The sequence below is a fragment of the Neobacillus sp. YX16 genome (assembly GCF_030123505.1).
In the GTDB taxonomy this organism is placed as follows: Bacteria; Bacillota; Bacilli; order Bacillales; family Cytobacillaceae; genus Neobacillus.
Map to the genome: position 1 here is coordinate 4351081 of NZ_CP126115.1, position 24854 is coordinate 4375934.

General features: G+C 38.0%; 29 protein-coding genes. 1 reads left to right on the forward strand and 28 read right to left on the reverse strand.

The genetic code is table 11. The features are described 5' to 3' along the window. Position 1: 1 nt before the first annotated feature. The 4 genes from bshB1 to QNH48_RS21385 are packed head-to-tail and all read right to left on the reverse strand — an operon-like array spanning position 2 to position 2286. Positions 2-730 carry a bacillithiol biosynthesis deacetylase BshB1 gene (gene bshB1 / locus QNH48_RS21370; protein WP_283951924.1) on the reverse strand — a complete coding sequence of 243 codons (729 nt, stop codon included), beginning with the start codon at positions 728-730 and terminating at the stop codon, positions 2-4. After that, on the reverse strand, positions 702-1121 hold the full coding sequence (gene mgsA / locus QNH48_RS21375; RefSeq protein WP_283951925.1) for a methylglyoxal synthase: 420 nt from the start codon (positions 1119-1121) through the stop codon (positions 702-704). The genes bshB1 and mgsA overlap by 29 nt, the downstream gene beginning before the upstream one ends. 10 nt (positions 1122-1131) lie before the next feature. Then, a complete protein-coding gene (gene dapB, locus QNH48_RS21380) occupies positions 1132-1935 on the reverse strand; it encodes a 4-hydroxy-tetrahydrodipicolinate reductase (protein WP_283951926.1) in 804 nt (267 codons plus the stop codon). 6 nt (positions 1936-1941) lie between these two features. Continuing rightward, complete coding sequence (locus tag QNH48_RS21385; RefSeq protein WP_283951927.1) at positions 1942-2286, reverse strand: nucleotide pyrophosphohydrolase; 345 nt, start codon at positions 2284-2286, stop codon at positions 1942-1944. A gap of 182 nt (positions 2287-2468) precedes the next feature. Between QNH48_RS21385 and QNH48_RS21390 the strand changes: the two genes are divergently transcribed. After that, complete coding sequence (locus QNH48_RS21390; RefSeq protein WP_095247308.1) at positions 2469-3341, forward strand: YitT family protein; 873 nt, start codon at positions 2469-2471, stop codon at positions 3339-3341. Between the two features lie 32 nt (positions 3342-3373). On the opposite strand, the gene QNH48_RS21395 is transcribed toward QNH48_RS21390, so the two are convergent. The 24 genes from QNH48_RS21395 to spoIVA all read right to left on the reverse strand — a co-directional run bounded on the left by QNH48_RS21395 (position 3374) and on the right by spoIVA (position 24682). Next, a complete protein-coding gene (locus tag QNH48_RS21395) occupies positions 3374-4054 on the reverse strand; it encodes a zinc metallopeptidase (RefSeq protein ID WP_283951928.1) in 681 nt (226 codons plus the stop codon). 59 nt (positions 4055-4113) lie between these two features. Continuing rightward, a complete protein-coding gene (ypjB, locus tag QNH48_RS21400) occupies positions 4114-4908 on the reverse strand; it encodes a sporulation protein YpjB (protein WP_283951929.1) in 795 nt (264 codons plus the stop codon). Between the two features lie 79 nt (positions 4909-4987). Then, a complete protein-coding gene (gene lhaT, locus QNH48_RS21405) occupies positions 4988-5581 on the reverse strand; it encodes a lipoprotein heptaprenylglyceryl N-acetyltransferase LhaT (protein ID WP_133367194.1) in 594 nt (197 codons plus the stop codon). A 267-nt stretch (positions 5582-5848) separates the two neighbouring features. Further along, on the reverse strand, positions 5849-6622 hold the full coding sequence (locus tag QNH48_RS21410; RefSeq protein WP_095247302.1) for a menaquinol-cytochrome c reductase cytochrome b/c subunit: 774 nt from the start codon (positions 6620-6622) through the stop codon (positions 5849-5851). Between the two features lie 65 nt (positions 6623-6687). Beyond that, complete coding sequence (qcrB, locus tag QNH48_RS21415; RefSeq protein WP_095247301.1) at positions 6688-7362, reverse strand: menaquinol-cytochrome c reductase cytochrome b subunit; 675 nt, start codon at positions 7360-7362, stop codon at positions 6688-6690. A 3-nt stretch (positions 7363-7365) separates the two neighbouring features. After that, positions 7366-7881: a QcrA and Rieske domain-containing protein gene (locus tag QNH48_RS21420; RefSeq protein WP_142300923.1), complete on the reverse strand. Its 516-nt coding sequence runs from the start codon at positions 7879-7881 to the stop codon at positions 7366-7368. A 137-nt stretch (positions 7882-8018) separates the two neighbouring features. Next, positions 8019-8480, reverse strand: coding sequence for a YpiF family protein (locus QNH48_RS21425; RefSeq protein ID WP_283951930.1), 462 nt, complete (start codon positions 8478-8480; stop codon positions 8019-8021). 110 nt (positions 8481-8590) lie between these two features. Beyond that, positions 8591-9157: a ReoY family proteolytic degradation factor gene (locus QNH48_RS21430; RefSeq protein ID WP_095247298.1), complete on the reverse strand. Its 567-nt coding sequence runs from the start codon at positions 9155-9157 to the stop codon at positions 8591-8593. Positions 9158-9192: 35 nt separating this feature from the next. Further along, entirely contained in the window at positions 9193-10458 is a 1266-nt protein-coding gene (locus tag QNH48_RS21435; protein ID WP_283951931.1) for a tetratricopeptide repeat protein, read from the reverse strand. A 30-nt stretch (positions 10459-10488) separates the two neighbouring features. Then, positions 10489-11388, reverse strand: a complete 900-nt coding sequence (locus QNH48_RS21440) for a hypothetical protein (protein ID WP_283951932.1) — start codon at positions 11386-11388, stop codon at positions 10489-10491. 93 nt (positions 11389-11481) lie between these two features. Beyond that, the gene (gene aroA / locus QNH48_RS21445) at positions 11482-12771 is read right to left on the reverse strand and encodes a 3-phosphoshikimate 1-carboxyvinyltransferase (protein WP_283951933.1); all 1290 of its coding nucleotides are present in this window, start codon (positions 12769-12771) and stop codon (positions 11482-11484) included. A 24-nt stretch (positions 12772-12795) separates the two neighbouring features. Then, positions 12796-13905: a prephenate dehydrogenase gene (locus QNH48_RS21450; RefSeq protein ID WP_283951934.1), complete on the reverse strand. Its 1110-nt coding sequence runs from the start codon at positions 13903-13905 to the stop codon at positions 12796-12798. Positions 13906-13916: 11 nt separating this feature from the next. Continuing rightward, a complete protein-coding gene (hisC, locus tag QNH48_RS21455; protein ID WP_283951935.1) occupies positions 13917-15029 on the reverse strand; it encodes a histidinol-phosphate transaminase in 1113 nt (370 codons plus the stop codon). A 42-nt stretch (positions 15030-15071) separates the two neighbouring features. After that, complete coding sequence (aroH, locus tag QNH48_RS21460; RefSeq protein ID WP_283951936.1) at positions 15072-15446, reverse strand: chorismate mutase; 375 nt, start codon at positions 15444-15446, stop codon at positions 15072-15074. Positions 15447-15464: 18 nt separating this feature from the next. Next, positions 15465-16535, reverse strand: coding sequence for a 3-dehydroquinate synthase (aroB, locus tag QNH48_RS21465; RefSeq protein ID WP_283951937.1), 1071 nt, complete (start codon positions 16533-16535; stop codon positions 15465-15467). After that, entirely contained in the window at positions 16535-17707 is a 1173-nt protein-coding gene (gene aroC / locus QNH48_RS21470; RefSeq protein ID WP_283955847.1) for a chorismate synthase, read from the reverse strand. The genes aroB and aroC overlap by 1 nt, the downstream gene beginning before the upstream one ends. A 239-nt stretch (positions 17708-17946) precedes the next feature. Continuing rightward, positions 17947-18393, reverse strand: a complete 447-nt coding sequence (gene ndk / locus QNH48_RS21475; RefSeq protein WP_095247290.1) for a nucleoside-diphosphate kinase — start codon at positions 18391-18393, stop codon at positions 17947-17949. A 333-nt stretch (positions 18394-18726) separates the two neighbouring features. Then, the gene (gene hepT, locus QNH48_RS21480) at positions 18727-19689 is read right to left on the reverse strand and encodes a heptaprenyl diphosphate synthase component II (protein WP_283951938.1); all 963 of its coding nucleotides are present in this window, start codon (positions 19687-19689) and stop codon (positions 18727-18729) included. Between the two features lie 46 nt (positions 19690-19735). Further along, positions 19736-20440 (reverse strand): demethylmenaquinone methyltransferase, encoded by a 705-nt coding sequence (locus QNH48_RS21485; protein WP_283951939.1) that lies wholly within the window; start codon positions 20438-20440, stop codon positions 19736-19738. A 4-nt stretch (positions 20441-20444) separates the two neighbouring features. Continuing rightward, positions 20445-21266, reverse strand: a complete 822-nt coding sequence (locus tag QNH48_RS21490; RefSeq protein ID WP_283951940.1) for a heptaprenyl diphosphate synthase component 1 — start codon at positions 21264-21266, stop codon at positions 20445-20447. A 151-nt stretch (positions 21267-21417) separates the two neighbouring features. Continuing rightward, complete coding sequence (gene mtrB, locus QNH48_RS21495) at positions 21418-21654, reverse strand: trp RNA-binding attenuation protein MtrB (RefSeq protein WP_095247287.1); 237 nt, start codon at positions 21652-21654, stop codon at positions 21418-21420. A 12-nt stretch (positions 21655-21666) separates the two neighbouring features. Beyond that, the gene (gene folE / locus QNH48_RS21500; RefSeq protein ID WP_133367205.1) at positions 21667-22233 is read right to left on the reverse strand and encodes a GTP cyclohydrolase I FolE; all 567 of its coding nucleotides are present in this window, start codon (positions 22231-22233) and stop codon (positions 21667-21669) included. A gap of 146 nt (positions 22234-22379) precedes the next feature. Beyond that, entirely contained in the window at positions 22380-22652 is a 273-nt protein-coding gene (gene hbs, locus QNH48_RS21505) for a non-specific DNA-binding protein Hbs (protein ID WP_066060959.1), read from the reverse strand. Positions 22653-23203: 551 nt separating this feature from the next. Beyond that, a complete protein-coding gene (gene spoIVA / locus QNH48_RS21510) occupies positions 23204-24682 on the reverse strand; it encodes a stage IV sporulation protein A (RefSeq protein WP_283951941.1) in 1479 nt (492 codons plus the stop codon). Between the last annotated feature and the right edge of the window lie 172 nt (positions 24683-24854).

Below are 24854 nucleotides of genomic sequence, written 5' to 3' on the forward strand. Positions count from 1 at the left end.
TTTAATCTCCCATCAAGTCACGATTCAAGAGAATTGGCACCTTTGATTTAAACCCTTCAGCAAAATCAACTCCAACTTGCTGACCAAATAGTCTTTCCCTTGCCTCAACGGTTTCGATGTATCCATTAACTAGGGGCGTTTTAATACTATTTTCTGTTTTCTCAAATTGGCTTTTATAGGCCCTCAAGGCTGCAATTTTATATTCCATCGTATCAGAAATATCAATGGTGAAATCTGGCTTATGGAAGCCATTTATCATATAGAAATACATGTTTGAAACCTTGTGGGGTGTTTGGCTATCCTCGGTATGGTATTTCCTTATGCCAGCAGAAAAGACCGCCTCTTCCACAAGGCGGGCGCAGTTTCCATGATCAGGATGGCGGTCTTCAAAGTAAGGAGCAAAGACAATTTGTGGTTGATACCTTCTAATGACGAAAGCAATCTTCCTAATGAATTCCTCCTGCAGAAGCAGGCCTCTATCTGGAAATGCAAGTGACAATCTCTTAGATACTCCTAATATTTCAGCTGCTTTATTTGCTTCTGATTTTCTTATTTCTATCGTCCCATTCGAAGAAAGTTGCGCCTCCGTTAAATCACAAATGCCTATTCTTTTCCCTCTTGCAGTCAGTTTTGCGATACTTCCTCCCATGCCAATTTCGACGTCATCAGCATGGGCACCGAAAGCTAATATATGTAGGGGCTTATCGCTCATCTCTTTCACCGGTATCATGAACAATGTTTCTCCATTCTAAGAAACCCTCATCTAATCCTCTAATCAATAGTTCCGCAGTCCCCATATTTGTAGCCAGGGGTATAGAATACACGTCACATAGGCGAACGAGTGCCGTCACATCAGGTTCATGCGGCTGAGCAGTAAGTGGATCCCTGAAAAAGAAAATCGCGTCCATTTTATTTTTTGCAATCATCGCACCGATTTCCTGATCTCCGCCTAGTGGGCCAGATTGAAATCTAGTAATGGGTAATCCTGTTGCTTCTTGTATTCTAAGACCAGTAGTCCCCGTTGCAAAAAGGGTGTGTTCTGAAAAGATAGTTTGGTATGCTGTCGCAAATTGAACTAAGTCATTCTTTTTATTATCGTGTGCAATTAAAGCTATATTCATGGCAGTGCTCCTATTCTAGAATATTTTCAAGTCCATATACAAAAAGGTCTTGCTTCATTACCGTCTCTACAGCTATTTTCACACCAGACATAAAGGAAGTGCGATTATAGGAATCATGACGAATGGATAACGTTTGGCCATCTGATCCAAATAAAACCTGTTGATGGGCAACGAGTCCTGGCAGTCTCACGGAGTGAATGTGCATACCGTTAAATTCTGCACCCCTTGCACCACTTATTGTTTCCTTTTCATCAGGATGTCCCTGTTGTTTGAATTCTCTTACAGACGCCATCATTTCAGCAGTCTTCACAGCAGTGCCGGATGGAGCGTCAAGCTTTTGATCGTGGTGAAGTTCGATTATTTCAATATCATTAAAATATTTTGCAGCCATTTGTGAAAACTTCATCATTAAAACAGCGCCAAGAGCAAAATTTGGTGCTATTATACAGCCTAGTTCCTTTTCCTTACATATATGCTCCAACTCTTCTAAGTCAGCTTTTGTAAAACCAGTAGTCCCCACCACAGGTCTCACATTATGTTGAAGTGCTGTTCTGGCATGATGCATGCCGACTTCAGGTGTAGTTAGATCAATTAATACATCACACTCAACATTTTGCAGGCACTTCTCAATAGATGAAAAAATAGGGACATTATTTATTGAATGGAAACCCTCTAAGTCACTTAACATGTGGCCATCATGTTTATGGTCAACTGCTGCGATTAATTCAAAATGTTCCGTATTGGTTACCATTTTGACGGCTTCGCTCCCCATCCGTCCTCTTGGTCCCGCTATAATAATTTTCACCGTTTCCATTCCGTTTCACTCCTCATCCTTCTTTTCTATCTTCGTCCAGCGGTCCTTATCTCTGGTATTAAATTTGTTCATAACATAACCGTGTGCCTCTTCCAAGTCAATATTTAATGAATTGGCCAAGCAAATGATGACAAAAAGAAGATCTCCCAGCTCCTCCTCAATAGCCTTTTCCGTTTCGCTGGATTTCTTAGGCTTCTCACCATATTGATGATTGACTTCTCTGGCAAGCTCACCTAGCTCTTCCGTAAGCCGAGCTACCATCGCAAGTGGACTAAAATACCCTTCCTTAAATTGACTTATGTATGTATCTACTTCCTTCTGCAGGTCTTTGATAGTTTTGCCATTGGCCACACATATTCACCTCTTTTAATAATTGTAAAACAACTATACTAAATACATTAGCTAAAAAAAGTTAGTTTTACAAATATTTTCGCATTAAGTATCACTTTCCAGCCTAAAATTGCTCTTCTATTATTAATTCGCTATAATAAAAGCCGCTGGCTACGGAAAATTGCGGTAGAGGAGAAAAGATTATGATATTTGGTCTTAAAATGAAAAACGTTTTATTTATTTTAATTGGAACAGCGATTATGTCTTTTGGACTGGTCAATTTTAATATGCAGAATAAACTTGCCGAAGGCGGCTTTACCGGTATAACGCTACTTCTATACTTCATGTTCAAATGGGATCCATCTTATACAAACTTAATTTTAAATATCCCTCTCTTTTTTGTCGGCTGGAAATTACTCGGTAGAAATGCTTTTATATACACACTTCTTGGCACGGTCGGTCTATCCGTTTTTTTATGGATATTCCAGCGTTATTCGATTGACATGCCGCTAAAAGATGATTTATTACTAGCTGCACTATTTGCGGGTGTTTTTCTTGGAATTGGATTAGGGATTATCTTTCGCTATGGCGGTACGACAGGTGGAGTCGATATCATTGCACGACTTGTCCAGAAATATGCTGGCTGGAGCATGGGAAGGACCATGTTTATCTTTGACATAGGAGTGATTGGGTTATCTGTTCTTACCTATCTCAATTATAAAGAAGCAATGTACACTCTAGTAGCTGTATTTATTGGAGCTAGGGTTATTGATTTTATTCAAGAAGGTGCCTATACGGCCAGAGGTGCAATGATTGTTTCTGATAGAAATGATGATATTGCGAAAAAAATTATGGAAGAAATGGATAGAGGCGTTACTGTTCTGAAAGGGTATGGTTCTTTTACTAAAATAGAGAGAGAAGTTTTATACTGTGTTGTGGCTAAAAACGAAATCGTTCGTTTAAAAAACTTGATTACCTCAGTTGATCCACATGCGTTTGTTTCTGTCACTGTTGTCCATGATGTCCATGGAGAAGGATTTACACTAGATGAAAATAAAAAGCCTATTGAAATCTAGAAAAGCAATGTCCATTTTCCGGACATTGCTTTTTATTCATTACTTCTATTCATACCTGTAAATATAAGAACCAGCCTAAATAATTCCAAAACAGCAACTGCTGCTGCAGCAACGTATGTCAAAGCCGCTGCATTCAATACCTTACGTGCGCTACGCTCTTCCATATTGCGTATTAGACCTAGAGAAACTACTTGGTCCATCGCTCGGTTGGAGGCATTAAATTCAACTGGTAATGTGATAACCTGAAACAGAACTGCCGCTGCCATAAAAACGATTCCTATTAACAACAGTCCACTCATTTGAAAAAAGATACCAATTAACACAAGTACCCACGAAAAGTTTGAGCCAATATTCGCTACTGGAACTAAAGCATGACGAAAACGTAAAAAGGCGTATCGTTGTGCATCCTGTATTGCATGTCCACATTCATGGGCAGCGATAGCAGTAGCGGCTATTGAATGACCACGATAGTTTTCCGGTGATAACCTTACTGTTTTTGTCCTTGGATCGTAATGGTCACTTAAAAATCCCCTTCCCTCTTCAACGCCAACATTAAAAAGGCCGTTTGCATTTAAAACTTCCCTAGCAATTTCTGCCCCTGTACGATAGGTTGAATTTGGTACACGAGAATATTTAACAAAAGTACCCTTAACTCTAAATTGGGCCCATAGGGGTACTAACATAATGATAAGAAAATAAACTAAGAATCCCATGTTGAACCTCCAGTTTTCTAGCGATGACATTATTCTTGGTGAAAGTTCATAGAATAAGTTTAATCCTTATGAACTCTGGAACGGTTCTTCTTTACTTCTTTTTCACCCTGATATTTTCTCCAGCCAACATAAGATAAATTTAGAATGATAATACTGCCTGTTGAAATGATAACCCACCATAAAGATGGATCTGCCTCATCCTCATCCATATTATCAAATAGATTCTTTAAATCCATTTCAAGACCTTCTAATTCTTCTTGGCTTTTTACATTACTAACAACCTCTGAACGGTATTCATCAATGAAATTGATACGAGCATCTATCTTTTGAATATTTTCTGCAGAGACATCAATTTTCATACTTGGATAAATAACATTGTATAAGGACATAAACGTATTAAAATTAGAGTGGAAATGTTCAGTATCACCGGTGCTGGCAGCAATTCTAGCTTCCTGGAAGGCGGTCATAATCTGATTCTTCATCTCTGTCCATAGCGGTTGATGACTTGAAGCAATCGCGTCCACAACGAGACGAAACTTCGTAAGCTTTTGGACCCTTTCCTCATAATCCATATTTGAGCTGGCTGCAGCTTCCATTGCCTCATCATGGGATACGGTAATAATTCTTAATTCATCCATCGAAAAAGAATGTTCTTTATTGGAGATATCCGTGAATTGCTCAGAAAAGTAACTTAGCAGCTTCTTGCCATCTTCATATCTCTGAAATTTAATCATTTGCAATGCTTCATCAGAGATACTATCTAACTTCTCTATCGGTGTGTGCTGATGAGCACTTACCGTCATGGGAGTGAGCATAATGAAAATAACAAATATTAGCAACCATTTATACTTCAAACCTTGTCCCCCCTATCATTACTAATAAAATGTATGAAAGGGTGGACAAGGTTAGACCATCTTTTATCCTATCAATTAACTATTTTAGTTCTAGTTTAAATCGATTAGGGCGTATAACAAAATAATAGCCAATACCTACTGATACAATCGAAAGCCAAAAAGTAAAGTAACCAATTTCTGGTGTAACCTCATTTAACATGTGATATCGAGGGAGCATAAAAAATACGTAGTCAATAACATCATTATGTAGTGTCCAAATCGCTGTGACTATTAGGTGCCACCATTTAAAACGATAAAAGGGAGAATACAAAATTGCTTGAACTGCCATGGCAAAATGAGAGAAAATTAACATTACGCCAATCCAATCTAGCTCTCCCTGTGCGAAAAAGACTAGAAGATTCATTACTACAGCCCATATTCCATACTTAAATAAAGTAACGATAGCAAGTGCTTCCATAAGTGGCCAATTCTTTTTTAACAGGAAAGCAGCGACTACAAAAACAAAAAATAGACTAGCAGTCGGGCTGTCAGGAACAAATATAAGAAAAATAGCTGGAGTTTCTTTTAATTGCCAGCCATACCACACATACCCGTAGACTGTTCCGGCAATATTGATAATCAACAACAATAGTAAAAATGATCTATTGGCTAAGAGGGGATAAATCCATTTCACTTTTCTTCCTCTTTTCATCTAATTTAAGATTAGGCTGTGTTAGTTTTTCTGTTGATTTGCGCTCCAGGCACTTCGCGCACCTTAGAGCGGTACGAGGAGCCTCCTCGACGCTAAAGCGCCTGCGGGGTCTCCCCCTGCCCCGTCCTCCCGCAGGAGTCTCGTGCCTTCCGCGCTAATCAACAGAGTGCCAAAATGAACATTTGCCTTTAACACAGCCATTAATAATAAAAGCTGACGAGATTCCGTCAGCTTTTAACTAATCATTTATTATTTTCCTAAGTTTGCGATGTATTCAGAAAGCTTTTTAAGCTGTTCGTCGTCACCTTTGAAAACTCCAGGAGGCATACTTCCTTTACCTTCTTTTGCAATTTTTGCAATTTCATCAGCAGATAATCCAATATCAACTAAAGATGGTGCAGCTGCTCCACCCTGGAAGGCATCACCGTGACAAGATAAACAAGTATTATCTGAAGCAATTTTGTATTCTTCAGATGTCTTGTCAATGTCAGCGGTTGCTACGATTTTTCCATATTCTTTCGCTGCTTCCCAATCATGGGTAGAAGCAGACTGCCAAGTTAAAAATGTAATAGCTGCTATTGCCAACAACATAAATCCAGTTGCTAATGGGCGTTTGCTTGGACGGCGTTCTGGTCCGCGATCTAAGAATGGAGCTAATAATAATGCTCCAAAAGCTAGTCCAGGGATAACCATTGCACCAACTACTGTATAAGGTCCAGCTGCATATTCATACTTTAGCAATTGGTATAAGAATAAGAAATACCAGTCTGGCATTGGAACATATCCTGTATCTGATGGATCCGCAATCCTTTCAAGTGGACTAGGATGTGCAACTGTTAAACATAAAATCCCAACAAGAAATACTGCACCTACTAACCATTCTTTCAAAAGGAAGTTAGGCCAAAATGCCTCTGTTTTACCAGGGTATTCTGAGTAATCTTTTGGAATATTCTTTTTCGTACGGGCCTCAGGTGCCAATACACGTGAGTCACCAACGAATTTCATTCCTTTACCGCGATGCATCGAACAATCCCCCTCCTTTATTCGTAAATTAAGATTATTAAAAGATCAAAATCACTTTATGAGTATTATAGTGGTCCAGAAATACCCTGTTTACGAATCATCATGAAATGAGCTGCTAATAAGCCAAATAAAGCAGCAGGTAAGAAGAACACGTGAATCGCAAAGAAACGAGTTAAGGTTTGAGCACCGACAATCGTCTCATGACCCGACAGTAACGTTTTCAGGTGAACACCTATAAACGGCACTGCTTCAATAATTTGAAGTGTAACTTTTGTAGCAAACAACGCTTTCATATCCCAAGGTAATAAATAACCTGTTAAACCTAAAGCTAGCATGATGAAGAAAATAAGAACCCCAACAATCCAGTTTAGTTCACGAGGTTTTTTGTAAGCGCCTTGGAAGAAAACGCGTAATGTATGTAAGAACATCATTACAATAACTAAACTAGCACCCCAGTGGTGCATACCGCGAACGATTTGTCCAAAAGCTACCTGGTTTTGAAGGTAGAATACAGACTCCCACGCGTTTTTAATATCCGGTACATAATACATCGTTAAGAACATACCAGATAAAATTTGAATAACAGTAACAAAGAATGTCATACCGCCAAAGCAGTATACAAACGCAGAAAAGTGATGCGCTGGATTGACATGCTCAGGTACCTCATGATCTGCGATATCGCGCCACAAAGGCGTAATATCTAAACGTTCATCTACCCAATCGTAAATTTTGTTTAACAATGATTACGCCTCCTTTGTACGTGGTTCAGCTTTACCTAAATAAAGTAAACCGTCTTTTTCTTGCAATGGATATACATCCAGCGGTGCAATTGGTGGAGTACCCTTAACGTTTGTACCATCCTTTGTATATCGTCCAAAGTGACAAGGACAGAAGAATTGTTCTGGATGTGCTTTATCCGTACCCCATGCCACTGTACAGCCTAAGTGTTTACATACTGGAGATAGGGCAACTATGTTATCCTGTTCATCCTTATAAACCCAGGCTGTATTTGTAACGTCTGAAGTATACCAAGCATCCTTTTGCTCAAACGTGAAATCAACTCGTTGTGGTTCTGCAGTGATGTCTTTAATTTTCAATGGAGTTGCAATAAAATCTCCACCAGCTTCCGCCGTTAATACTGGATCAATTGCAAAACGAACCATTGGCATTAACATTCCTGCTGCCATAAATCCCCCAACACCAGTCAAAGTGTAGGTTAAAAATTGTCTTCTTGATACGCGATGCTTACTCATGCTTATCCCCCCTCTATTCACAAGTTAAGTCCATCGGACATAAATTAAACACATATAAAACTAGGACATAACAATGATATATCAAACTTTTTCCTAGGTCAATATCATACTATTTTAAAAACATGTTATTCAGAAAAGAATTATTAATTTTCCTGCCATTTTTGAGTAAAAAGACTTAACAGCTGCTTCACTTGACTCTCAATCATTGAAATCTTTTGTTGATCGTTCAAATGCTCAAGCGGCAGAGACGGAAGCCAAATTAATGAACCGATAAGCTCCTTCTCATATATTTTCCAATCACTCTCTGAAGTTATGTAGAAAATATGCTTAAATTCATTCTTCTCAATATTTTCTTCCCATTTCTTCATCTGCTGAATTATGTCTTCTGGATGATCACTCTTCAAGTATGTAAAAGGTGGAAGTAACAATAGTCTTCCAGTAAATTGTCTTTCTAAGTAACTCGTAAGTAACGTAATAAATTCAGCACTTGAGGCTGATTGCATCATTTCATCCCCAAATGAAACCGAGATTACGGGAATGACAGCTGTATCCACGTATTCTTTTGCAGTTAAATATGTTTCTATATCCTTTGAAACCCACTTCATTTATGACACCAGCCCTTTTCACATCATTACTTCTATCATATCACTTTTTCCAAAAAAACATAAAACGAAAATCGGGAAAAGATTCTGTAATATCAAAAACGGAAGCCTGCTTATCGCAGGCTTCCGTTTTTCTCAGTTTCTTTTAGTTGATTTAGCTTTTCAGTTAATGCACTAAAAGCTGTTTTATCCTGCTTATCAAGTGCTTCATCAATTAATTGAAGCAACTTCTCCCGTTGAAACCGCTCAATGCTGTTTTGTAAAAATTGTTCTGCTACGATACCGTCTTTTTCATTAACTTGCAGGTGCTTTGGTACAAATGGGTTTTCTTCTAACACGGCTGCATATTGATGCGCTTGATTAGAAGCATGAAAGTTTAATTGAATAAAAATATCTTCGTCACGATTTAACCGAATATCATGAAAGGATTTTTCAGCATCAGTGGTCATAACATTTTCTTTATAAAAGCGAAATGGTACTTTATCAACGCAGTGGGTTGACATGATTAAACCGCGAGGACAATACTGTGCTTGCTCTACAAAATGAACCTTCTCCATTAATTGGTCGTGACTCATTAAATAATTAAGAATCCAAACACACTCTCTTCTTTTTAATTGATAATGATTTAAAAACCAACGAATAAAGTCCTTTTTCTCGTTGACAGAAACAGGGGTTGCCATATATAGTTTCCCTCCTCTGTATATTCAGCTTTTTATTAATTCTCTCTACTTAATAGACGGTCAAGCAAATCAGCATATTCTCCATTTGTAGGATCACCTTTTTGTAACTGTTTAAAAATTTCGGCAGCAAGGTCGGTTTTTCCTTCCTCAATTAGAAAATAACCGTAATCGTTCAAAAAAGCTTCATTATTCTTAAAAAAAGTATATGCACTTTCATATTTGTCTAATGCATTGGAATATTCCTCTAACTTATCATATGCAAGGGCTGAGTCCCAAAGAAGCTGGGGTTCCTCATCATCTACAAAATCCAGCTGTGAGATTAAATCAATTACCGCTCCATACCTTTCCTGCTGAAAAAAGAGCTTATTTAGAGTTAGAGCTGCTTCTGTGAATCCTGGATCTAATGCAAGTGCCTCACGGAAATACTGTTCAGCTAACTCTGGTTTTGCAAGTTTAATGGCAATTTTACCACCAAAGAAATATAAATCTTTATTAAATTCATCCTGCTTAATGCCTTCTTGAATCGCCGTTAGACTATTTTCAAGTTCTTCTTCCCGTTCGTACGCCTTCGCTAGATGTAAGTACAGGGAATGGTATTCTGGGTCAAGCCCTTTTAATTCTTGAAATTTCTCAATTGAAGTACGATTATATCCTGCTTGAAGTGCTGTAAAGGCATATCCAAATAGCGTATTAATCTCTAATTTTTCATCAATTGCTTTGTCATAATAGGCTAGCGCTTCTTCAAATTCCCCTGAGGCACTGAGAAGCTCTGCCATTCTTTGAAAAATGCTTACACCTGCAATTTCGTGATACTCCTTCAAAACTGTTTCATAGGATTTCAATGCCTTCGTTACTTCTCCTTGTTCACTGTAGAGTTCACCTAATGCGAAATCAATGATAACCTCATCTGGCAAGATATCTTTAGCTTTCTGCAATTTTCTTTCACATACCTCAAATAATCCTTGAACTTGATATAAGTCTGCTAAAAGCAAGAGAGATTGTCCAAAGCTGGGGTCGTGTTCGGAGATTTTTTCTAATTCTAGAATTGCTTGTTCCTCATCCCCAGACTCCACTAATATTTCACCTAGCAAGACGAGGAGTTCTCCCTCTTCTGGATAGATTGCCAAAAGATTTTCGACTAGCGCCTTTGATTCATCTAAGAACCCAAACTGGAACATTTCTTCTGCAAGGATGAATTTTTCATCGGGCTGACCTTTGGTTAATACAACATTATATTCATTTATAGCTTCAATATGTTGACCGCTTTCCAACATTGAGATAATTTTATTTATTCTGTCCATGATCTCTATCCTCTCGGTTCCCTTGATTGACTATAATGCAAAATATGACGGGGTACGCACCCTAACATATTCTCCATATCCTGGTTTAAATAAAACCTCTTCCCCAGCTCGTATTACTATTCCCTTGTTTACTGTCACTACAAGTCTATTACTATGATAAAGAAATAAAGCCGCTTCATCAACATTCATGATTTCTCTAGCTTTAATATATAAATTATAGCTTACTTCTGCTCCATGCAGTAAGCTTGCCTTTAGTGGATACAAACCCATTTTGTTTAATATTTGAAGTGATAATGGTTGCTTCTCTTTTAATTCCTCATATATTGCAGGAATTTTTTCATTTTCCATTATTCCTTTCCATTTCGACACAGCACCTCTTGCTTCCTTCTTTCCTTCATTAGAAATTATTGGAACAAGCGGGCAATTATACGGGAAGAGAGCCTCCCTAATCCAGCCCCAAGGAATATTAATTAATTCACTGAGATTATCAACTTCTAAAAAAATCGCAGGTACTCTTTCTCTCTTACACTTCCTAATGAAGGAGGGAGTTAAAAGGCGAAGAGGAATTTTCACACTAATAAGGAAATCAATTGGACTGCTCATAAGTGCCGTTTTGGCTTCATTTATTTTTTTTGTTAATTCACTTTCGTAAGAAATCGTAATATAGGTAAGTAAGGTGGTACACCCTTTCAAAAGGAAATTCTCAATCATATATTTCCGAAATTCCTGAAAGGAAGCATTTAGAGGGATACTTGGATCTAAAAGTACGTAAGATGGGGTCATAATAAAAGGTTCTGCATTCATTTTCATTAATTTCTTATAATGAATTTCAGCAAATTTTGCAGCTATGTGGTTTCCTTTTATCAACAGCGATGATTTTGTAATTTCCGTTTCCTTAAGAATATTGGCATTTTCAATAATATACTCCATCCTACCACCCCTTCCTAGCTTTAAAGTTCTTAAGACAAGCTATGAGCCAATCTTAAAAACTATGACAGAAAAAAAGCCGCACAAACGGCAGCTTTATTTTTTTAAGCTATTTAGATGATTGAAAAAGTTAGGGTAAGAAACCGAAATGGCCTCTGGGTTTTCAAGCTGAACTTCGTCCTTACATAGCAGTGAAGCAATCGCAAGCATCATTCCGATTCTATGGTCACCATGACTTGATACGGTTCCGCCTCTAAGAGAGGTTCCGCCATGAATAATCATTCCATCGTCAGTAGCTTCTATTGAAGCACCCATTTTCGATAATTCTTGCACAACTGTATCAATTCGATTCGTTTCTTTAACTTTAAGCTCAGATGCATCTTTAATAATTGTGGTACCTTCCGCTTGTGTTGCTAATAAGGCAATGATTGGGATTTCATCAATTAGTCTTGGGATTACATCACCTTCAATGACTGTTCCTTTTAGACTTGATGTTTTAATCGTAATATTTCCAACCGGTTCAAAGGCATCTTCATCATGGTTATGAATTTCTAAATTTGCACCCATTTGATTCATGATCTCGATGATACCCGTTCTAGTAGGATTTAATCCTACATTCTTTAGGACAATTTCACTATCAGGAACAATCGCACCGGCAACTAGGAAAAACGCTGCCGAAGAAATATCTCCAGGAACCAGAATATCAGAAGCAATCAACTTTTGACACCCTTTTACCGTAATTGTACGGTTATCCTTCCCGACTTCACCACCAAATTTCCGAATCATTCTTTCCGTATGATCGCGCGATTCAGTTTTTTCGATTATGATTGTTTCTCCCCCGGCTTGAAGACCAGCAAGTATTAACGCAGATTTCACCTGAGCACTAGCAACAGGCATATTATAGTGAATCGGATTTAAATCCCCACCTCGAATACTAAGAGGAGTAAATTCTCCATTCTTACGGCCATCAATTTGCGCACCCATTGTTCTAAGCGGCTCCGTTACTCTTGTCATAGGTCTTTTGCCAATTGAGGCATCTCCAATGAGTGAAGAGTAGAATGGTCTTCCTGCTAAAATTCCTAATAATAATCGTATGGTTGTTCCAGAATTTCCAACATCCAATATCTCATTAGGTTCCTTTAAACCGTCAAATCCGTTTCCATGAATGGTTAATTCATTTTCATTTTCTTCAATTACGACTCCTAACTTTCGGAAGCAGGAGATGGTACTTAAACAGTCATCGCCGGGCAGAAAATTCGTCACCCTTGTTACACCATGTGCAATTGAACCAAACATAACAGAACGATGTGAAATTGATTTATCTCCAGGTATTTCAATAACTCCCTTTAAACCATTCCTAGTTGACTGCAATGCTATTAATTCCATTTCATCACCTATATTCAAATCAAATTATGTTCCAATTGAGGTAGCGTAGCTTGAGCAGCTATGAATACACTTTTCCGCCCGCGCACGGTCCTCTTCTGTTTGAAAACTAATAACTAGTACTCCGTATATTTCATCTTCTCGAGTTTCCAAAATACGAATGTTTGTAATACTAATATTTTCTTTTGCTAAGTATCCAGTAACTTCAGAAACAACACCAGGATAATCCGGAACGTCAACAAATAGATCATAAAATGAAGGAATCGCTCCCTTTTCTCTTACCGGCAGGCCGTCCCGGTATTGCTTAGCCTGCTGAAAATAGCGAAATATCTCCTCACCATTTTCTTCCTCAAGTAAGTCCTTCACCCAATTCATTTCTTCTTTCCACTGTTCTATCAACCCTATCAGGACTTCACGATTATGCAGTAAAATATCCTTCCACATTGCTGGGCTGCTTGATGCAATCCTAGTAATATCTCTAAATCCTCCTGCTGCTAAACGAGGAATAAGACTCTCTCCACCAGCTAACCTCTCCGTTTGACGAACGATAGAGGCTGCAATGATATGAGGGAAATGGCTGACGATTCCTGTTAAATAATCATGGGTTTCCGGTGTGACACTTAAAAATTTCGCATTTGTGCCATTCAGCCATGCCATCAACATTTCCACTTTTGAGTTTTCAATATTTTCCTCTGGTGTTAGTAGATAAAAGGCATTCTCAAAAAGAATTTCTTTTGCAGCCGACACACCACTTTTATGTGAGCCAGCCATCGGATGACCACCAATAAAGGTGTATCCTTTTTTCATTAGGCTTGCAGCATTAGCAACAATTTTACTTTTTGTACTTCCGGTGTCAGTAATGATTACTTCTGGATTTAACGATTGCTCTGACAATACGTGAATAATCGCTTCCGTTTCGATTACTGGTGCGGAAATAATAATTAAATCTGCAGATGCGGCACCTTCTGCTATATGATCAGCCACTTCATCAACAACACCCAGCATTTTAGCTAGCCTTGCTTGTTCTTGATTAATATCATATCCGATTATGATAGCATCTTTATGTTCTTTCTTAATACATAAAGCTAAAGAACCGCCAATTAACCCAAGCCCAATAACAAAAACTCGGCCTTTCATTGGTAGTCCCCCTATTTTCCACTGAGCTTAGCTGTATTTTGTTGTGTTAAAAATTCACCTAGTGCTTTTAATACACCTTCATTTTGTTCTGAAGAACCAACAGTAATTCTTAATGAAGAAGGGAATCCTAATGCTTTCCCAGATCTGACGATATAGCCTTTTTCTAATAAAAATTGAAACCCTTGATTGGCATCGGCATTTATATCTATTAAAACAAAATTAGTTTGAGAAGGATAATAATCAAGTTCGTGTTTTTTGCAGAAATCATAAAATTTAGTCAAACCTTGTCTATTTTTCTCTTTGCAATCTTCGACAAACTCTTGATCCAAAAGAGCAGCTTGTGCCGCCACTTGTCCAAATGAATTAACATTGAACGGTTCTCTTGCAGGTTCGAGTGCTTGAATAATAGACCTGTTGGCAATACCATAGCCAACTCTCAATGAAGCAAGCCCGTATATTTTAGAAAATGTTCGTAACACAATTAAATTTGGATAATTTCGTGTTAATTCAATTGAATTATAGTAATCATCAGCAACTACGTATTCATAATAAGCCTCATCCAACACCACTAAAACATGAGATGGAACTTGATCTAAAAAGGCAATTAATTTATTTTTTGATACATATGTACCAGTTGGATTATTAGGGCTGCAAACCCAGACAACATTGGTATTTCCATCAATGGCAGCATACATTTGCTCTAAGTCATGCTCTCCATTGAGTAATGGGATTTCCCTAATCTCTGCTCCTTCAATCACAGCATTATGCTTGTATTGAGAAAAAGAGGGGGTCGCCATTACCGTATTGGCTCCTGGATGTAATAATGACCTTGAAATAATTTGGATAATGTTATCCGAACCATTCCCAAATATTAGTTCATCTTGACTTACATTTAAAAAAGAAGCTACGGATTCCCTTAAAGTGGTCATGTAGCCATCGGGGTAAATAGCAAAGTCTGGTTGATTGTTTTTTAATGCAGAAAGTACTTTATTTGAACACCCAAATGGATTTTCATTTGAGGCTAGCTTTACAATCCGTTCTAAATTATATTGTTTTTTAACTGACTCAATTGATTTGCCTGGCTGATATGGAGTCAGTGTTAATAACTGCTTTTTCCATCTCATTTATCTCCACCCCATCCTTAAGATGATATATTATAATGCTGTCTATTTAGCTATGGTATTACCTAAATCAGGTCTTAATACCTTTGCCCCCCCTAAATAAACATGCACAATTTCTTCCTGTGTTACTGCCGTATTTACATGCATCATAACTCTAACGCACATTTCCAAAGAATTTGGCACAGGCAATTCTCTCATGCACATAACAGGGACGTAGGTCCAGCCAGCAAATTTACGCAGTGCTCTTGCTGGAAAAACTGCATCTAAGTCCTCTGTTGTTGAAATAAAAACAGAAGCTACTTGCTCAGGAAGAATATTATTTCCCTCAATCAACTGTTTCACAAGCTCTTCTGTTGCAGATACGATTACTTCCTCGGTATTGCAATCAACGGTGATTGCTCCCCTCACCCCTCTAATCATGAAAAGCCCCCCTAGTTATTAAAAGTTCTTGAGCTGACCTAATAGAAAATCATCTGAAAGCTCCTGAAGTTTTGGTTCCCCTATTTGCTCTAACAATACAAACTTTACTGAACCGCCTGCAGACTTTTTATCCTGCTTCATTTTTGACAGCAACCGCTCAACGGATAAATGAGCTGGTATTTCTGTTTGGTACCCTAGTCCTTTAACCCAAGTAATAAACTCTTCTGAATTAAAGGATAGCCCTGAAACCTCTTTACTTATCTTTAACGCAAAAATCATACCAATCATTACAGCTTCACCATGTGTGAAATTACCGTAGCCCATCTCTGATTCAATTGCATGACCTAGTGTATGGCCAAAATTTAAGTAAGCTCGAATACCCGTCTCTTTTTCATCCTTTGACACAAATTCATTTTTTATTTGAATCCCTTTTGTAAGAGATTTAAATAATTGTTCAGAGGTTAAAGAATTAAGATTATGGATATCTGATTTCAACCATTGATAAAAGCTAGCATCGTATATAAGTGCATGCTTAATAACCTCTGCAAAACCAGAACGAATTTCCTGCTCAGGCAGTGTATGGAGTAATTCCAAATCATAAAAAACAGCCTCAGGCTGATGAAAAGCCCCAATCATATTTTTTCCTAGAGGATGATTAATAGCTACCTTTCCACCAACTGCACTATCATGAGCAAGGATGGTAGTTGGAACTTGGATAAATGGTATTCCTCTCATAAACGCTGAAGCAACAAAACCAGATAAGTCACCTACTGCACCACCGCCAAAAGCGAGGATGGCCGATTTACGATCTAGTCTGTTTTCTAAAGCCACGGATAATGCGTCATAAAAGACTTCAAACGTTTTTGCCTTTTCCCCACTGGGAGCAGTAAAAACAACAGGATTCCATTCAGTCAAGAACGGTAATACTTTATCAAGATGAATCCTGCCAACTGTTTCATCTGTAATAATTAATATTCTAGTCAGATTTGTAAAATGATTCTTAAAAAAGGTACTTATTTCACTTATTACGCCTTCGCCCACAAACACATTATAGCTTTTGGAACTCGTTTGAATTTCAATGGTCTCCATTAAAATTCCCTCGCATATTCACGCTGAGTGTTAATTTCAGCAGCAAATGTCTCGAATCGATCACTATAAAATTGTTCAATAAGAGAATTAGCAAGCTCCCATGCTACCACATTTTCTGCCACTACTGCTGCCGCAGGAACAGCACAGCTGTCAGAACGCTCTACACTTGCAGAAAATGGCTCCTTTGTATCGATGTCCACACTCATGAGCGGCTTATATAGCGTTGGAATTGGCTTCATTACTCCGCGGACAACAATTGGCATCCCTGTGGTCATACCGCCTTCAAAACCACCTAAACGGTTCGTCTTTCGCGTATAACCATTTTCTTGATCCCAAACAATCTCATCATGCACTTCGCTTCCAGGCTTTCTTGCAGCTTCAAAGCCAATTCCAAACTCTACTCCTTTAAACGCATTTATACTTATTATCGCTGCTGCGAGCTTTGCATCTAATTTTCTATCATATTGCACATAGCTTCCTATTCCTGCAGGCATACCCGAAGCAATGACTTCAACAACTCCGCCAATGGAATCACCATTCTTCTTAGCATTGTCAATTGCATCCATCATTTCCTGTTCTACACTAGGGTCTGCACAGCGTACAGATGAAAGCTCAGTTCTTTCCTTTATCTCTTCAATTGATAATTCTGTAATCGGTTTGGCCTTAATCCCGCCAATTTCAACTACATGGGAAACAAGTGTAACACCAACTAGCGATAAAAGTTTCTTAGCAACTGCACCAGCTGCTACCCTAACAGTGGTTTCTCTTGCTGAAGACCGCTCAAGGACATTTCTCATATCTCGATGCCCGTATTTTATTGCTCCATTTAAATCTGCATGCCCAGGTCTTGGACGAGTTATTTTTCGTTTTACTTCATCCTCTTGTCCATCTAATAATGGGTCTGCTCCCATAATTTTCGTCCAATGCTTCCAGTCATTATTCTTTACTACTAGAGCAACTGGAGATCCAAGTGTTTCACCATGTCGTACTCCAGATGTGATTTCAACGGTATCCTTTTCTATTTGCATTCGTCTACCGCGCCCGTATCCCTGCTGCCGCCTTGCAAGCTCTGTATTAATATCCTCAGCTAATAATGGCATTCCAGCAGGCAGTCCTTCTATAATTGTTGTTAATTGCGGACCGTGTGATTCTCCAGCTGTTATATATCTCATTCCCATTTCACTTTCCCCCTTCAACTCATTAAAGGATTTTTATCAATATACCATAATTAGAATAATAAACCTAGTATAATTATCTGAAAATAGCATAAATAGATAGATGATTATTTACTTAATGATAATGACAGTTAACCTTTTTGTACACTATTGTTTCTGATTTATTTTAATCTTTTTTTGTATGCGCATACAAAAAAGGCACCTGTATATGCATACAAGTGCCTTTTATATCTAAATTAGTAAATCCATTCGTTAACTAGTTTAGAGTACTCTACAACGCCGCCATCTTTAAAAAACAACCCAATTTCACGCTCTGCACTTGCAGGTGAATCTGAACCGTGAATAACATTTTTTCCAACTGTTAATCCAAATTCGCCACGGATTGTACCTGGAGCTGCATCTTTCGGATTTGTTGACCCCATCATTTGACGTGCAGTAGCAATAACATTTTCACCTTGCCAAACCATAGCAAATACTGGTCCAGATGTAATGAAGTCTACTAATTCACCAAAGAATGGACGTTCTTTATGCTCACCATAGTGCTCTTGTGCAAGTTCAGTCGGAATGCTCATTAATTTAGCGCCAACTAATTGGAAACCCTTTTTTTCAAAACGAGCAACGATTTCTCCGATTAAATTACGTTGTACACCATCAGGCTTCACCATTAAAAATGTTTTTTCCATGAATTCCACTCCTAAAATAGTATGTATAAAATAATAATTGTCATAGTGGGACAATCCATTGAAAATGTTATCATTTTTTTGAATATTTCGCAAGTCAGAAAAGCAGAAGCGTTGCGATGAGAACGCGTAATCTCCTAAAAAGGGATGACGCGGTCACTCTTAAGAGCATTGAGAGACTGTCAACTGATAATAAGAGCGAACGCGGTCACTCTTAAGAGCAATAGTGACTCTGACACCAACTTTTTTTGGGGAGGTCACGAATAAAAAGGCGAAAATACGTAGAATTAGGCATTAAAAACTATGGAGCTAATCACAGATTAGCTCCTTTTGTTTTTAATATTTTCGGCGACCGATGAATTTTGCGATATCACGCAGTGTTTTTTTGGCTCGATTAGCTGGCAGCTCTTCAAGTACTGCTAATGCTTTATCTAAGTACAAATCGCTTAATGCAATCGACTTTTCAATTGCACCGGACTCTTTAATAAGTGTGATGATTTTTTGAATTTGAGCAGGCTCCATATCCTCGTGAACCTTTTCAATCTCCCTGCGAATGTTCTCATTCTCCATTGCATAGAGAGCGGGAGCTGTAATATTCCCTTGAAGCAGGTCACTGCCTGCAGGTTTTCCCAGCTCCTCTTCTGAGGAAGTAAAATCCAAGATATCGTCTGTAATTTGAAATGCCATTCCAACGTAATAACCAAATAGGTACAGTTTTTTATGAGTGGACTCTTCAACATCCGCAGCAATAGCACCAAGCTGACAACTTGCAGAAATGAGCAGAGCTGTCTTCCTTTTGATCCGGCGCAAATAGTCCCTGAGATTTTGATTAAAACGGTACTTATCCTTTATTTGTTGAATTTCACCTATTGTTACCTCAACAATGGTATTGGCTAATATTTTATGAGCTAAGGGCTTGTTTATTTCACTCATCAATTCAAGTGAAAGTGCAAAAATAAAATCACCCGTATACATGGCAGTCTTGTTGTCCCATTTTGCCTTTACTGTTGGCTGACCTCTTCGCAAATCCGCATCGTCAATGACGTCATCATGTACCAATGAAGCCATGTGTATAAGCTCTAGAGCAACAGCAACGTTTTTCATAATATTAATATCATACTGACCGAACTTACCAGCCAATAAAACAAAAACAGGCCGAATTCTTTTACCTCCTGCCTGAAGGGTATGCAAAGAAGCCCGTTTCAAAAGAAGAGAATCCGCCTGAATGGTCTCTTCTAATTTTCTTTCGATTGTATTTATATCTGAATTCAAAAATGAATACATCATCTTTAATTTCATTTGTATTCACCAGCTTTTCGTCCTGTTTGCATGTCTATTAAAAAATTTACTTTTTATATCCGAAATGAACGGCTGCAGCTCCACCACTATACGGCTTATAATATACATCTTTAAAGCCAGCTGTCTCAAACATTCTAGCCAATTCTTTCATTCCCGGAAAATTGCGGGCCGATTCTTGGAGCCAGGAATATTCTTTATAGCTCTTTGCAAATAACTTGCCAAACATAGGCATGATAAATTTAAAATAAAAATAATATAGCTGTTTATACCCTACTAAAGTAGGCTGGGAGGTTTCAAGACAAACCGCAATTCCTCCTGGTTTTAAAACACGATTCATTTCCTTTAACACTTGAAGGTAATCAGGAACATTTCGTAACCCAAATCCTATCGTTACATAATGAAAGCTATTATCAGGGAAAGGCAATTCCATTGCATTACCATGAATTAAGTTAACCTGCTTTAGACCGAGTCTTTTTACCTTTTCAACCCCAACATTTAACATATTTTGACTAAAGTCCAATCCAGTCACTTCACCGGAAGGACCAACAGCTTCAGCTAAAGCAATCGTCCAGTCCCCTGTTCCACAACATACATCCAGCGCTTTCGAACCTGGTTTGACATTCATCCTTCTCATGGTATCCTTACGCCATTTGATGTGCTGCTGAAAACTAATAACCGAGTTCATTTTATCATAGTTATCAGATATTTTCTCAAAGACCTTATGAACTCGTTGTTCCTTAGATTGCTGCATTTGCTTACCCTTCTTCCACTAAAGTTTTCGCAATTGGTTGATGTTCATTAATGATCGAAGTAATTCTAGCTTCAAGCATATCATTTAAATATGGCAGCTGACTTATCCCTTTTAGTAGGAATTGTTTTGAAGAATCAAGATATCGATCACAAATTACAAGCAAATCACTTTGCTGTTTATCTGAGAGATTTTTTATTTTAAGGTGTTTATTTGGAATGGTAATATCTTTCATATATTCAAACACATAGCTGCTTCTAGCTTCCATAAAAAGGTTCTTCTCTTCAAGCAAGCGTTTGAAAAAAAATAAGTTCGCTATAAATTCATTCCATAAGTCTAATTTAAAACATTCAGAGAATTTCACAAGTAAAGAGCTTTCAATTTTCTTTATACTTGTCATTAAGTTGTCAATTCCGTTAAGTTCCTTCTGATAGACGGAAACTTTATGTTCATTAACCTCTTTTATCCCTTTGGAGAGTTCTTTTATCATGATAATATTTTCAGAATCTGCCAATAGTTTATAATATAAACCACTATAATAATCCCCAGCTAGGACCGTTAATTGTCTGTTTTTTTCATCCACATTTGCATTAGATATATGCTCATGGGTATCAAGGGCAATCTGGATAAGCATAGTTGTCATCGTATAATTTTTTAACTCATTGTAAGACAATTCGAGTCGATCCATAATGGACACAAGAATAAGCAGTTTATCTTCATCAATTACAGGCTTCTCAATATATTTTAGCAAGTAAGGATGAAATACTTTTTGCTCAACTTGCTCCTTAATGTCTGTAAAATTTTGTCGAATGTCTGGCAAATTAATCACCCTTGCTTCCCCGAATTAATATATTTATTACGATCCTTTTATGTAAACAAGGCAGTGACAATTATATCATAAAAGCTTATGTATGGGCAGAAATTCTCAAAATAAATACATTTCTACCGATATGAATTTAGAATGAAAAACGAATGAGTGATTATTTTTTCATTTCGCTTTCAATTTCGCCAAATTGCGTCATTATTTTTGCATTTCCCCTAATCTTTATTGCTGATGTATGTTCGGTGAATTGAGCAATAAGTACTTCGCCTTTATCCAGCTTTTCAGAATGATGAAATTTCGTGTCACTGCCTCTCGTTAATCCAATAACATTGACACCATCATCAACTGCTTTGATAACAACAAACTCGCTGCTTTGTGGTTGTCGTTTTTCCATAGTATCACCCCACTAACTCTTAATTAAAGATAAAATTTCAGAACGAGCAATAGTATCATTTGCAAGATTGCCACGTACTGCAGTTGTTACTGTTTTTGATCCTGGTTTTTTCACCCCGCGCATTGTCATACACATATGTTCTGCCTCAACAACAACCATTACTCCATGTGGAGCTAATTTCTCCATCAAACTATTAGCAATGGTAGAAGTGATTCTCTCTTGCAGCTGAGGTCTTTTAGCGACTGCCTCTACTGCCCTTGCCAATTTGCTTAACCCTGTCACACGTCCATCTTTTGGAATATAGGCAACATGTGCTTTTCCAAAGAAAGGTACTAGATGGTGTTCACACATAGAATAGAACGGGATATCCTTCACTAGAACTAATTCTTCATGGTCTTCACTAAATACGGTCTCGAAATGTTTTTTCGGATCTTCATTAAGACCACTAAAAACCTCTTCGTACATTTTTGCTACTCGTTTCGGAGTATCAAGCAAGCCTTCCCTGCTCGGATCTTCACCAATCGCTGTTAATATTAAACGTACTGCCTCTTCAATTTGGGTACGATTCACTTCAGACATGCATATTCCCCCTACTATATATCAACCAAGTATATATGACAAATACATATTAGCACAACAAAATTGATGTTCAAAGTAAGAATACCACAGAAAAAAGGTCATGGTGGTTACCATGACCTTTTTGCCGAGGCAATAAATTTATGTAATTATTTTACTGCATCTTTAAGCGCTTTACCTGGTTTGAAAGCAGGAACTTTGCTTGCACCAATTTCGATTTCCTCACCAGTTTGAGGATTACGTCCTTTACGTGCTGCGCGTTCGCGTACTTCAAAGTTTCCAAAACCGATTAGTTGGACTTTATCACCATTTTTCAAAGCATCTAGAATTGCATCAAAAACAGCATCAACTGCTTTTGTAGCGTCTTTTTTAGAAAGCTCGCTTGCTTCTGCAACTGCGTTAATTAGTTCTGTCTTGTTCATGCTATTCACCTCCTCCCAATAATTATAAGTTAAGAATCATAAATAAGATTACTTATCTACATTTCTAAACAATTTTTCTTATTTCTATACGTCATAGCGCGGTTTTATTGGAAAAGTAATCAAAAATTACTGCTTTTGATATTTTAATCTACTTTTTTAATAAAAACCCTATTATATAAAGGTTTTAAGCACCAAACGTAAGTCTGATAAAAGATTATCACAATCATTTACGCTTATCAAGAATAATTCATGAAATAATGGTAATCTTTTCTTCATTTCTACAAATTTCTACTAAATTTTGTAATTTTGGGTGTAGATTTTTGTAAAAAAGAAGGCTGTGTTAAACTTGGCTGTTGATTTGCGCTCCAGGCGCTATGCTTTCCGCGGGCTCGCCCGTGAGCCTCCTTACAGCTTCGCTCCTGCAGGGTCTCACTCAGCTCGTTTATCCCGTAGGAGTCAAGCTCCTTCCGCTCCAATCAACAGGTTCCAAAATCAACAGTCTCCTTTAACACAGCCAAAAAGAAAAAAGACTCCAATTGGAGTCTTCAAGCCTAAAGGATTATTGCAATCAAACCGCCTGATCCTTCGTTAATAATTCTCTCTAACGTCTCTTTTAGTTTATATCTTGCATTCTCTGGCATTAAGGAAAGCTTGGCTTGGATACCCTCCCTAACGATAGAGCTTAACGAACGTCCAAATATATCAGAGTTCCAGATGGATAATGGATCATCCTCGAAGTCCTGCATTAGGTAGCGAACTAACTCTTCACTTTGCTTTTCTGTCCCAATAATCGGAGCGAACTCAGATTCAACATCGACCTTTATCATATGGATCGATGGGGCCACCGCTCGCAGCCTAACTCCAAACCTTGCACCCTGGCGGATAATTTCAGGTTCTTCCAGGCTCATATCTGAAAGTGACGGCGACGCAATACCGTAGCCAGTTTGTTTGACCATTCTTAATGCGTCAGAAATATGGTCATACTCTGCTTTTGCATATGCAAAATCCTGCATGAGCTCAAGAAGATGATCTTTACCCCTGATTTCAACCCCTACAATTTCTTTTAAAATATCATCGTAAAGTTCGTCTGGAGCAAATAAATCAATTTCTGCCACACCTTGACCCATTTCAATCCCGGCTAACCCAGCTCTCTCAATATAATCAAAATCGCTAAACTGCTGCACGACACGATCAACATCTCTTAATCTCTTGATATCTTTAACTGTTTCTTTAACAGCTTCTTGATAACTTTCACGCAGCCAGTGATTTTCTCTCAATACCATGACCCAGCTAGGCAGATTAACATTAACCTCAAGGACTGGAAACTCATATAGAGCCTCTCTGAGAACATTGAGTACATCACTGTCACGCATGCTTTCAACACTCATTGCGAGGACAGGAATGTCATACTTTTCCGCTAAGCTAGACCTAAGCGTCTCAGTGCTAGGATGATATGGCTGGGCGCTATTGACAACCATAATAAACGGTTTGCCAACTTCCTTCAGTTCGTTAATGACTCTTTCCTCAGCTTCAATGTAATTGCTTCTTGGAATTTCACCAATTGTCCCATCAGTAGTAACCACTACGCCAATTGTAGAATGCTCTTGAATCACTTTTCGTGTTCCAATTTCAGCAGCTTCATGGAACGGAATAGGTTCCTCGTACCATGGGGTAGTAATCATTCTAGGGCCATTTTCATCCTCATATCCTTTTGCACCCGGAACAGTGTAGCCAACACAATCAACTAATCTAATATTTACATTAAGACCCTCATCAACATGAACAGTTGCCGCTTGATTCGGAACGAACTTTGGCTCTGTTGTCATAATTGTTTTCCCTGCTGCACTCTGAGGAAGTTCATCGACAGTTCTTGATCTTTCTGCCTCATTGTCTATATTCGGTAAAACCACAAGCTCCATAAATTTTTTAATAAATGTGGATTTTCCTGTTCGAACAGCACCTACTACTCCTAAATAAATATCACCGCCAGTTCTTTCGGCAATATCTTTGAAAATATCAACCTTTTCCAAGTGATCCCCTCCCGATCATAGAGTAAAGTGGGATAATATTATCCATCAAGATATTTTTGGACAATATATACTTATGACGTTGTCCTATATTGTTATGACACTTTTTTATAAATTTTTTACCCCCTTAAATAAATATTCCATGAATATGCCCGTATCTGTTGTGTCTGAACAG